Below are 12,302 nucleotides of genomic sequence, written 5' to 3'. Positions count from 1 at the left end.
AAAATCTTTTGGTTTATAATTTGTGATGTTTGATGTGTTCATACAAATACCTCCATGAGTATATTTAAACACTTTTAATAACGTTTAGAAATATTTTTAATTACTTAAAAAACCTCCTAAATAATATCAAAATGCTTTAAAGCATGATAAATTCCATCATCTTTAACATCTAAAGTCACATAGTCACTAACTTGTTTAACTTCATCTTTGGCATTTCCCATGGCAATTCCAATACCTGTATACATAATCATAGAAGCATCGTTTCCACCATCACCAAAAGACATTGATTCATCGATAGAAAAGCCATAGTAATCGAGTACATGTTGAATACCAATTTCTTTACCACCATGTAAAGGAATAATATCACATGCTTTATCCCACCACCTTGTGATTTGTAAAGAATGACAATTATGAAGTAATTGTTTATCTAAAGAAGAATCAGTAGATACCATCATTTGAAAAACAGGCTCTTTAATTGTTTCATCAAAGTTTTGATCTACTTCTAAATTTTGAGAAGCAAATGTGAAATAATAATCCAATAAGTCTTCATAATAATTCGAACAAAGTTTGTGTTTTGTTGCGATAGCTAATGGTTTATTTAACTTGTCACAGTTTTGTTTAACTTGTAGAACTTCACAAGGATTTAAAGAATTTTCATAAATAACTTGTGATTGATTGTAACAATATTGACCATTGAAAGAAACAACACCATCAAATTCAATATCAAATTCAGGAATCACAAAATTAGGACGTCCTGTAGCTAAAAAAATCTTTATTCCTTTTTGACGGCATGCCAATAAAGCTTCTTTGGTCTTGGTTGATAATTTAGTTGTTCCTAATTGTACAAGAGTACCATCAATATCAAAAAATATAATTTTTACCATGTATCCTCCGTTATTTGATTTAATAAATCAATTATATCTTTTTTTTTAGAGTTGGTGTAAAGTAATTACATGACAACATTAAAAAAATTTATAAATTACTACAAACCTTATAAAACAATTTTTATTTTAGATTTAATCTGTGCTTGTTTAATTTCCATCATTGATTTATTGTTTCCTCTAATTTTAAATTATTGCACAAATACTTTATTTATTGATAAACAAAATATTTTATCTATTTTACCTTATTTAGCGCTTTTCTTACTTATTTTGTATACAATACGAGCTCTTAGTAAATATTTTGTTTCTTCACAAGGACATATTATGGGAGCTAAGATGGAAAGAGATATGCGAAATGATTTATTTGATCAATACCAAAAACTTTCTTTTCGTTATTATGATGAAAATAATACTGGGGTTATGATGTCAAGAATCACAACGGATTTATTTGATATCAGTGAGTTTGCTCATCATGGACCCGAAAATTTATTTATTTCTTTTTTGAAAATTAGTGGATCATTTATTATATTGATGTCTATTTATTGGCCGCTTGCTCTCATTTTACTTGTGATTACCATTGCGATGGGCATTTTTTCTTATTTTAATAATAAAAAGATGCGAGCAACTTTTGATGATAATCGAAGAAAAATTGGAGAAGTCAATGCATCGGTACAAGATTCATTAAGTGGAATTCGCGTTGTACAATCATTTACAAATGAACAAGTTGAAAAAGAAAAATTTGATTACTCTAATAATTTGTTTTTAGAATCGAAAAAGAATAATTATCGTGCCATGGGAATCTTTCAATCAGGAAACAATTTCTTCCAAGGTTTATTATATGCGAGTGTTTTGATTTTTGGAGGTTATTTTGTTGCTCTAGGAAATCTAGAAGTGATTGATTTAGCTACTTTTGCCTTATACATCGGTATATTTATTTCTCCTATTGAAGTTTTAGTGGAATTAACGGAAATGTTTCAAAAAGGTATTTCAGGATTTAGACGATTTGAAGAAGTTGTTTCTTTAACACCGGAAATTAAAGATGAAAAAGATGCGAAGGAATTAAAAGATGTAAAGGGAAATATAGATTTTAATCATGTTTATTTTCAATATAATCAAGATGAAACACTTTTACAAGATGTTTCTTTATCGATTAAAGCGGGAACAAAAGTAGCTTTAGTTGGTCCTTCTGGTTCAGGAAAAACAACAATTTGTTCATTGATTCCACGTTTCTACGATGTAGATCAAGGTGAAATATTAATTGATGGACAAAATATTCGCTCACTTCAATTAAAGTCACTACGTCAAAATATTGGGATCGTTCAACAAGATGTTTATTTGTTTTCGGGAACAATTGCTCAAAATATATCGTATGGAAAAGAAAATGCTTCTTTTGAAGAAATTGTTGAGGCAAGTAAAAAAGCAAATATCCATGATTTTATTCAGTCTTTACCAGATGGATATGATACATTTGTTGGTCAAAGAGGGGCTCGTCTTTCAGGTGGGCAAAAACAACGCATTGCGATTGCACGCGTATTTTTAAAGAATCCTAAAATTTTAATTTTAGATGAGGCAACAAGCGCTTTAGACAATGAAAGTGAACAAGTTATTCAAAATAGTTTAGATGAATTAGCTAAAAATAGAACTTGTATCACCATTGCTCATCGTTTATCCACTATTAAAAATGCCGATGAAATTCTTGTTGTGGATTCCCAGGGAATTAAAGAAAAGGGAACACATGAAGAGTTAATGAAAATAAATGGTTTATATGCGAAATATTATCAACTTCAATTTGAAAAACGAAGTTAGATTGTATATAATCGCTATGGTAGTTCAAATAGATCTATTGACTATTATGAATAAATTACCAAATTAGAATTTACATCGTATTCATTTTGAAACGAAAGTAGGAGGGTAAAAAAATGAACAAGAGAAATTCAAGTGTAAAGTTTATGACACAGTTATCGCTTTTGATTGCGGTAGAAATTGTCATGAAATTGATTGGACTTGGAATGGTACCCATTGGACCGCTAAAAATGTCTTTTCTAACAGTTCCAGTAGCGATTGGAGCAGTTGTTTTAGGACCAAGTACGGGAGCAATTTTAGGGTTTGTGTTTGGAATCATTAGTTTCTATGATGCTTTATCAGGAGCAAGTGTTATGACATCAACATTCTTATCAATTTCACCAGTCCACACATTTATTTTATGTGTTGTGACAAGAACGATTATGGGATGGTTAGTTGGAATGATTGCTCAAGGTTTAAAAAAAGGCATGAAGGGAAATGCACGATATTTTATTGCTAGTTTCTTTGCGCCATTTTTAAATACGGTATTTTTTATGGGATATATTTGCATCGCCTTCTATAATACCGATTATGTACAAGCTTTATGTTCTTCACTTGGAGCAACCAATCCTTTAATGTTTGTTGTTTTATTAGTTGGATTACAAGGATTGATTGAAGTTTTAGCTTGTACAATTGTTGGAGGAGCTTGTAGTAAAGGAATTGATGTTGTTGTGAATAAATAAACTTAAGGGGACTTATTCTCCTTTTTTTCATTGAAGAATAATATAAATAATGTTAAAATTTAATGGATGAAAGCGTTACAACGCTTTGCTTAGGAGGAATTATTCATGTTAAAAGGTATCGCGGCAAGTGCTGGTGTGTCTGTAGCAAAAGTATATAAATTGGAAACACCACAAGTTGTCATCGAAAAAAAGACAATTGAAGATGCTGATAGTGAAGTTGCAAAATTCGAAGCAGCTTTAGAGCAAACTAAAAAGGATATTGAAGGAGTTAAAGAACGTGCAGCTAAACGTTTAAGTGAAGAAGAATTAGCTGTATTTGACGCTCACTTAATGATGGCTGGGGATCCAGATTTACATGATCAAGTAGTAGCTGCTATCAATAATGATAAAGTAAATGCAGAATATGCTGTAGATAACTATGCAAATATGGCATGTGCAATGTTTGAAACATTAGGTGAATACTTTAAAGAAAGAATTGCCGATGTTAAAGACGTTACATTCCGTCTAAAATGTAACTTATTAGGTGTTGTTATTCCTGATTTAACTTCTATTTCAGAAGATTCAGTTATCGTTGCACACGATTTAACTCCATCTGATACTGCACAATTAAATGAATACGTTAAAGGTTTCGCTACTGAAATTGGTGGTAAAACTTCTCACTCTGCAATCATGGCTAACTCATTAGAAATTCCTGCCGTTGTAGGTTGTGCTGGAGTATTAGATGCATGTAATACAGGAGATATCATTGCCTTAGATGCATTAGATGGTGAAGTTGTTATTAATCCAGATGAAGAAACGGTAGCAAAATATCAAGCTAAAGCAGCAAAATACTTAAAAGAAAAAGAAGAATTAAAAGTATTGAAAAATGAAGCTAGTATCACTAGTGATGGACACCAAGTTGAATTAGCTGGAAATATCGGTGGATATGCTGATGTTGAAGGTGTGTTAAAAAATGGTGGAGAAGGTGTAGGGTTATTCCGTACTGAATTCTTATACATGGGTTCAAAAGATTGGCCAACTGAAGAAGAACAATTCCAAGCTTACAAACAAGTATTAGAAGGAATGCAAGGTAAAAAAGTTGTTGTTCGTACATTAGATATCGGTGGAGACAAACACTTAGATTACTATGATTTCCCTGAAGAAATGAACCCATTCTTAGGATACCGTGCTATTCGTTTATGCTTAGACCAAACAAATATTTTCCGTACACAATTACGTGCTTTATGTCGTGCTTCTGTTTATGGTAAATTATGCATCATGTTCCCAATGATTGCCACTGTTCAAGAATTCAAAGATGCTAAAGCTATTTTTGAAGATGTTAAGGCTGAATTAATTGCTGAAGGTGTTGCTGTTAGCGATGATATCCAAGTTGGTATGATGGTTGAAATTCCAGCTGCTGCTGTATTAGCTGATCAATTTGCTAAATATGCAGATTTCTTCTCAATTGGTACAAACGACTTAATCCAATATTCAATGGCTGCTGACCGTATGTCACAAAAAGTATCTTACTTATATCAACCATTTAACCCAAGTATCCTTCGTCTTGTTAAGATGACAATTGACGGAGCTCATAAACATGGTAAATGGGTTGGAATGTGTGGAGCTATGGCTGGAGAACCAAAAGCTGTTCCAATTTTATTAGGATTAGGATTAGATGAATTCTCTATGAGTGCTACACAAATCTTAAATGCTCGTAAACAAGTTAAATCAATTACTTTTGAAAATGCACAAAAATTAGCTGCAGAATGTGTCACAAAAGACACTGCAGATGAAGTATTACAAACAGTAACTGCTTACATGGGTGAATAATCTGAAGGACTCGCATGAGTCCTTTTTTTTGAAAGGTGGTTTGTTATGGAATTAAGTGTTAAAAGAAAATTTAATGGGGATTTTAATGAACTTCCTACAGGTACTCTCAAAAAACATCCAAAAAGTAAAAAATTAACACAAGAAGATGATTTCAATAAACAAGGATTTAAAGTTGATGCGATTGCTTTGGTCTTGTTGGTTTTTTTATATGCGCTTATGTGTTTAAGAATTAAAGCATTAGCTGAATTTATTAATATTGGAACAATCTTATCTTTAGTTTTTTTGATTGTACATGAATTCTGTCATTCGCTTGTATTTTATGGAAAAGTGAATATGTATCTTGGTATGGGATTGATTTTTGTTAGAGGAAATGAAGAAATGAATCGTAATCGGTACATTTTTATGAATTTATTCCCGAATATTTTATTAGGACTTATTCCATATTTAATTTTTATGAGTAATCCTTCTCATGTGATTTTGGGGACTTTCGGTTTATTTTCACTTGTCTTAGGAATCGATGATTACTTAAATGTTTATCATGCTTTAAAGCTTCCTAAAAAAGCTAAAATCTTTATGGATAAACAATATACGTATTGGTATGAATGATATGGAATATTTAGATGTTGTTGATGAACTAGGAAATCCTACAGGTCAAATTGTAGAACGTACAATTGCTCATGAAAAAGGGATTCGCCATCGTACCAGTCATGTATGGATCATCCGTAAAAAAGAAAAACTTGAAATTTTGTTGCAGTTACGCAGTAAAGAAAAAGATTCATTTCCTTCTTGTTTTGACATTTCCACAGCTGGTCATATTCCAGCAGGTTGTTCTTATGTTGAAAGTGCTATTCGTGAGGCAAAAGAAGAACTTGGTATTGAAATAGATGAAAAGAAATTGATTTATTGTGGCAAACAAAATAGAGAATTTAAAGGTGAATTTCATGGGAATGTATTTCATGATGTACAGATTTCCAATGTGTATTGTTATTATTTAGATCAAGATCAATTTACAGTTCAAAAAGAAGAAATTGAAAAAGTTGTGTGGATGTCTTTTGATGATTGCGTGAATGGAGTAAAGCATAATTTATTTAATAATTGTATTTTTATGGATGAATTAGAATTAATTGAAAATACATTAAAGCAAATTTCGCTTGAAAATTATTTGTAGTTTGATAAACTATTAATACATGCAATGAATAGAAGGAGTAATCTTTTTGAGATTGTAGAGAGCTTCTGGTTGGTGAAAAGAAGTATTAAGGAAAGATGAAGGTAGTCTAGGAGCATATTTTCTGAACTTAAGTAAGAAAATACGCACACACAGCGTTATGTGAATGAAGTATAAAATTAGGTGGTACCACGTCAAGCACGTCCTTTTGTGATGTGCTTTTTTATTTTTTAGAAAGGATGGAAGAGTATGACGATGGATGCAAAGTATGATCATTTAAAAGTTGAAGATGGTATATACAAAACATGGATTGAAAAAGGATATTTTACAGCAGGTGATTTAACAAAAAAACCTTATTGTATCGTAATTCCTCCTCCAAATGTTACAGGAAAATTACATTTAGGACATGCTTGGGACACAGCTTTACAAGATATTTTATGCCGTTACAAACGATTACAAGGATATGATGTTTGTTGGGTAGCTGGTATGGACCATGCCGGTATCGCAACACAAGCAAAAGTTGATGCCCGTCTTCAAGAAGAAGGTATTTCTCGATATGATATTGGGCGTGAAAAGTTCTTAGATCGTGCCTGGGATTGGAAAGAAGAATATGCTGCAACAATTCGTAGTCAATGGGCTAAATTAGGTTTATCGCTTGATTATTCTCGTGAACGATTTACTTTAGATGAAGGATTATCAAAAGCGGTTCGTAAAGTATTTGTTGATTTATATAATGATGGATTAATTTATCAAGGGGAAAGAATTATTAACTGGGACCCTCAATTAAAAACCGCATTATCAAATATTGAAGTAGAACACAAAGAAATTATGGGTCACATGTACTATTTCAAATATAAAATTGTTGAAAATGGACAAGAATTAGTTATCGCAACAACACGTCCTGAAACAATGTTTGCGGACCAAGCTATTTTTGTTCACCCTGATGATGAACGATATAAAGACATTGTGGGAATGCATGCGATTAACCCTGCTAATGGGGAAGAACTACCTATTATGGCAGATGACTATATCGATATGAGCTTTGGTACAGCTGTCATGAAATGTACACCAGCTCATGACCCTAATGACTTTGCCTTAGCAAAAAAATACAACTTAAAAATGCCAGTATGTATGAACCCAGATGGAACAATGAATGAAATGTGTGGTAAATACGCAGGTATGGATCGTTTTGAATGCCGTGATGCATTAGTAAATGATTTTAAAGAAGCAGGTGTAGTGGATCATATTGAAGAACACATGCACCAAGTAGGACACTCACAAAGATCGGGTGTTATTGTTGAACCTTACTTATCAAAACAATGGTTTGTTCGTATGAAACCTTTAGCTGAAGAAGTATTGGCAAATCAACAAATTGAAGATCAAAAAATTAATTTTATCCCAAATCGTTTTGAAAAGACATTTACACAATGGCTAGAAAACATTGAAGACTGGTGTATTTCTCGTCAATTGTGGTGGGGACATCGAATTCCAGCTTGGACAAACAATGAAACGGGAGAATTATATGTAGGAATGGAAGATCCAAAAGATCCAGAAAACTGGACACAAGATGAAGATGTTCTTGATACATGGTTCTCATCTGGATTATGGCCTTTCTCAACATTAGGATGGCCTGATGATACTCAAGATTTAGAACGTTATTTCCCTAATGATGCATTAGTTACTGGATATGATATTATTTTCTTCTGGGTTGCACGTATGGCATTCCAAACACGTTATGCGATGAATAATCGTCCATTTAAAGATGTATTAATTCATGGATTGGTTCGTGATTCACAAGGAAGAAAAATGTCAAAATCACTTGGAAATGGAATCGATCCAATGGATGTAATCCAAGAAAAAGGTGCCGATGCTCTTCGTTGGTTCTTGACAACTAATTCGTCTCCAGGAATGGATTTACGTTATGATGAAACAAAAGTAGATGCAGCTTGGAACTTTATCAATAAAATCTGGAATGCAGCTCGTTATGTAGAAATGCAAATTGGTCAAGAAAAGCCTGAACTAGATCTTAATAAAATTAATTGTTCTGACAAATGGATTTTAAATCGTATGAATGAAACAATTAAGAGCGTAGAAGAAAACATGGAAAAATATGAATTCGGAATCGCTGGAAATGAATTATATAGTTTCGTTTGGAATGATTTCTGTTCTTGGTACATTGAATTATCAAAGGCAACTTTATATTCAGAAGATAAAGAAGCAGTTGAAACAACAAAAGCTGTTCTTTATACAGTATTAAAGAATATCTTAATTTTATTATCACCATTCATGCCTTTTGTCACAGAAGAAATTTATATGTCACTAGCACATGATAAAGATAGTATTAACTTAGAAACTTGGCCAAAAGCAGTTGAATTCACATATACTGAAGAAGAAAAATATCAAATGCAATTATGTATCGGTTCTATTCAAACAACACGTGAAATCAAAGTTGATTATGGTATGAAACCAAGTGAAGACTTAGAAATTTGTCTTTCTCAACCAGTTTCTGATGAAATCAAAGCCATTATCAAGAAAATGTGTCATGGAATTGTTATCGGTGAAATCAATTCAGAGGATGTATTATCTCGTACCGTAGAAAATTGTGTTTTAACAGTGGCAATGGATAAATTAATTGATTTAGAAGAAGAAAAAGGTAAATTAGAAAAAGAAATTGCTCGTCTTGAATCAGAAATCAAACGATGCAATGGAATGTTAAATAATCCTAAATTCGTTTCTAAAGCTCCTGAAGCCAAAGTAAATGCAGAAAAAGAAAAATTAGCGGATTACTCTAATAAATTAGAAATCTGTAAAGCACAATATGCTGATATCTTAAAAAAGATGAATTAATTGAAAATGCCATCTACAAATAGTGTAGATGGTATTTTTATGTACAAAAAAAGCAGGAAATCCTGCTTTCTATTCTTGATCCATTTTTTGACGATATAAACGACGTCTTTCAATAGCTGTTAAACCTTTTTTACGAATACGAATCGCATCTGGTGTAACTTCTACTAATTCATCATCATTAATCCATTCTAAAGCTTCTTCTAATGAGAAAATTCTTGGAGGAGTAAGTAACATAGCTTCATCACGTCCACTTGAACGAATCGCTGTTAATTTCTTGTTCTTTAATGGATTGACATCCATATCAATGTTTTTAGAACTTTCTCCAATGATCATTCCTTCATAAACTTCTGTTTGAGGACCAATGAACAATGAACCACGTTCTTGTAGATTCCATAGAGCATATGTCATGGCTGTACCCGTTTCAGTTGAAATCATAGCACCTTGCATACGTTGATTGATTTCACCTTTATATGGTTCATATCCACAAATACGACGAACTAATGTTCCTTCTCCATGTGTATCATTGATAAATTCTGAACGGAATCCTAATAATCCACGAGTTGGAGCCGTATAAGTGATTTTGTCATATCCATTTTCTTCTTCTAGATTGACCATAACCCCTTTACGTAAGTTTAATTTATTGATGATTGTTCCTTGATATTCACTTGGAGCAATACATACAACTTCTTCAATTGGTTCGACTTTAACACCATTTTCATCTTCATGTAAAATGACTTCTGGTTTTGAAACAGCTAATTCATATCCTTCACGGCGCATATTTTCAATTAAAATTGAAATATGTAATTCACCACGACCACTAACTTTAAAACAATCAGCTGATTCTGTTGGTTCAACTTTTAAGCCAACATTAACTTCAAGTTCTTTTTCAAGACGTTCTTTTAAGTTACGGCTTGTTACATATTTACCACTTTGACCTGCAAATGGACTTGAATTGACATGGAAGTTCATTGAAAGTGTTGGTTCTTCAATTGGAATTTGTTCCATTGGTTCAACATGATCAACTTCACAAATTGTATCTCCAATATTGATATCTGGCATTCCAGCTACAACAACAATATCTCCACTATGTGCTTCACTTACATTTGTTCTTGATAATCCTTTATAAACAAATAATTTAGACACACTTTCTTTCTTTTGTAGTCCATCTTGATTACAACGAACATATTGTTGACCTTGTTTTAAAACACCATTATAAATACGACCAATTCCTAAACGACCAATATATTCATCATATGCTAATGCACTGACTTGCATTTGTAATGGTTGATCATCTAAATCAGGATATACATTACAATGTTTTAAAATAGTATCAAATAATGGGTCAATGTTGTCAGATGGTTCATCTAATGAATATTGAACAATTCCTTCTCTGGCAATTCCATATAAAATAGGGAAATCTAATTGTTCATCATTTGCGTTTAAGTCTAAGAATAAATCATAAACTTCATCAACAACTTCTTCGGCTCTTTGATCTTTTTTATCAATTTTATTAATTAATAAAATTGGTTTTAAACCAATTTCAAGGGCTTTAGATAATACAAATCGAGTTTGTGGCATTGGCCCTTCAGATGCATCAACTAATAAAATTACAGTATCGACAGTACGAATAATACGTTCAACTTCACTTGAGAAGTCAGCATGTCCTGGTGTATCAACAATGTTGATTTTTACACCGTTATGTATTACCGAACAGTTTTTGGAGTAAATTGTGATTCCACGTTCTCGTTCCAAGTCATTTGAGTCCATTACACAATCGACAACTTCTTCATTGTTACGAAAAACATCACTTTGTCTTAAAAAAGCATCAACTAGTGTACTTTTTCCCGCATCAACGTGAGCGATAACGGCTATATTTAAAATTTTTTCCTTTTCCATTGATTGCCTCTTTCTATTCGAAAACCGATGATATTATAAAGCAACTCTTTAAAAAACTCAATCCATTATGTTATAATAAATAATCAAAAAAAAGGAGAAAACAAATGCAAGTCAGATATTTTAGAGAATGGTCAAATAATTTAAATCGCATGATGGAATATAAAATGTATGGACATGCTGGTAAGCTATGTTTAGTTGTTCCATGTCAAAATGGTCGTTTTTTTGAATGGGAAGACCGTCATATGTTTGATTTAGTCAGTGAATATATTGATGCTGGACAAATACAGTTTGTTACTTGTGATTCCATTGACGAAGAAGCATGGTCAAGCCATGGTTCAACTTATGATCGCATGCGTAAACAAGAAAGCTGGAATAATTATATAGTGAATGAACTAATTCCAAGTGCTTTAAGTAAAGCGGGATTAGACATTAATTCTACTTGTATGATTACAGGAACAAGCTTAGGAGCAAGTCATGCCGCTAATTTAGCTTTCCGTTATCCATATCGTTTTGATCAATGTTTAGCTTTATCAGGACTATATGATTTTGAACCAAATTGGTATTACGATGATTATCGTGATGAATATTCTTATAATAATAATCCATGTGCGTATTTAGCTAATTTAGATCCAAACCATCCTTATGCAAACAAATACAACGAAAATCAAATTATCATTTGTTGTGGACAAGGGAATTGGGAACAAGAAGGATTGGAAACGGTATATCGTTTAAAAAATATTTTAGAGGGAAAAAATATACATATTTGGTTTGATATTTGGGGAAAAGATGTTTACCATGACTGGCCTTGGTGGGAAACACAATTAAAATATTTTATTCCAAAAATGATTGAGTGGACAAAATAGTCCACTTTTTTTTATAAAAAAAGTGGGATATTATCCCACCAACATTACGTCTGATATATTTGCGACTTCTTCCATCAACATTAGCTTGATTCCTTCGCTGAAATCAGCAGCTGCCATCATACATCCAGCACATGCACCTCTAAATGCGACGTATACAACAGCATTTTCGTCAACTCCTAATAATTCAACATCTCCTCCATCGTGTTGAATATAGGGACGAATATTATCTAAACAAGCTTCAATGGCTTTTTCATCGGGTAATAATCTTTCTTCTGACATAATCTCATCTCCATTAGTTGATAGTTTAAACTAATTT

At 32.3% G+C, this 12,302-nt stretch carries 10 protein-coding genes and 1 other annotated feature; of the genes, 7 read left to right on the top strand and 3 right to left on the bottom strand.

Annotation, left to right across the window (positions count from 1 at the left end; translation table 11 throughout):
- Positions 1-116 precede the first annotated feature (116 nt).
- Positions 117-884 carry a Cof-type HAD-IIB family hydrolase gene (locus ACI313_RS06390; RefSeq protein ID WP_320608467.1) on the bottom strand — a complete coding sequence of 256 codons (768 nt, stop codon included), beginning with the start codon at positions 882-884 and terminating at the stop codon, positions 117-119.
- A 69-nt stretch (positions 885-953) separates the two neighbouring features.
- Between ACI313_RS06390 and ACI313_RS06385 the strand changes: the two genes are divergently transcribed.
- The 6 genes from ACI313_RS06385 (at position 954) to ACI313_RS06360 (ending at position 9,227) form a co-directional block, all read left to right on the top strand.
- The gene (locus ACI313_RS06385) at positions 954-2,687 is read left to right on the top strand and encodes an ABC transporter ATP-binding protein (protein ID WP_320608466.1); all 1,734 of its coding nucleotides are present in this window, start codon (positions 954-956) and stop codon (positions 2,685-2,687) included.
- A 113-nt stretch (positions 2,688-2,800) separates the two neighbouring features.
- Complete coding sequence (locus ACI313_RS06380; protein ID WP_320608465.1) at positions 2,801-3,406, top strand: ECF transporter S component; 606 nt, start codon at positions 2,801-2,803, stop codon at positions 3,404-3,406.
- Positions 3,407-3,511: 105 nt separating this feature from the next.
- Positions 3,512-5,215, top strand: coding sequence for a phosphoenolpyruvate--protein phosphotransferase (gene ptsP / locus ACI313_RS06375; RefSeq protein ID WP_320608464.1), 1,704 nt, complete (start codon positions 3,512-3,514; stop codon positions 5,213-5,215).
- A gap of 45 nt (positions 5,216-5,260) precedes the next feature.
- Positions 5,261-5,821 (top strand): DUF3267 domain-containing protein, encoded by a 561-nt coding sequence (locus tag ACI313_RS06370; RefSeq protein ID WP_320608463.1) that lies wholly within the window; start codon positions 5,261-5,263, stop codon positions 5,819-5,821.
- 1 nt (position 5,822) lies between these two features.
- Positions 5,823-6,383 carry an NUDIX hydrolase gene (locus ACI313_RS06365; protein WP_439755574.1) on the top strand — a complete coding sequence of 187 codons (561 nt, stop codon included), beginning with the start codon at positions 5,823-5,825 and terminating at the stop codon, positions 6,381-6,383.
- Positions 6,384-6,398: 15 nt separating this feature from the next.
- Positions 6,399-6,591 (top strand) — a binding site (T-box leader).
- 38 nt (positions 6,592-6,629) lie between these two features.
- A complete protein-coding gene (locus ACI313_RS06360; RefSeq protein ID WP_439755573.1) occupies positions 6,630-9,227 on the top strand; it encodes a valine--tRNA ligase in 2,598 nt (865 codons plus the stop codon).
- 69 nt (positions 9,228-9,296) lie between these two features.
- Here ACI313_RS06360 and typA read toward each other — a convergent pair whose 3' ends face one another.
- Complete coding sequence (typA, locus tag ACI313_RS06355) at positions 9,297-11,123, bottom strand: translational GTPase TypA (RefSeq protein ID WP_439755572.1); 1,827 nt, start codon at positions 11,121-11,123, stop codon at positions 9,297-9,299.
- A gap of 104 nt (positions 11,124-11,227) precedes the next feature.
- On the opposite strand from typA, the gene ACI313_RS06350 reads away from it, so the two are divergent.
- The gene (locus ACI313_RS06350; RefSeq protein WP_439755571.1) at positions 11,228-11,986 is read left to right on the top strand and encodes an esterase family protein; all 759 of its coding nucleotides are present in this window, start codon (positions 11,228-11,230) and stop codon (positions 11,984-11,986) included.
- Between the two features lie 30 nt (positions 11,987-12,016).
- On the opposite strand, the gene ACI313_RS06345 is transcribed toward ACI313_RS06350, so the two are convergent.
- A complete protein-coding gene (locus tag ACI313_RS06345) occupies positions 12,017-12,265 on the bottom strand; it encodes a NifU family protein (protein WP_320608772.1) in 249 nt (82 codons plus the stop codon).
- Between the last annotated feature and the right edge of the window lie 37 nt (positions 12,266-12,302).

The organism is Floccifex sp. (assembly GCF_051873495.1).
In the GTDB taxonomy this organism is placed as follows: domain Bacteria; phylum Bacillota_I; class Bacilli_A; order Erysipelotrichales; family Erysipelotrichaceae; genus Floccifex.
This window is presented reverse-complemented; position numbering and strand designations above follow the sequence as displayed.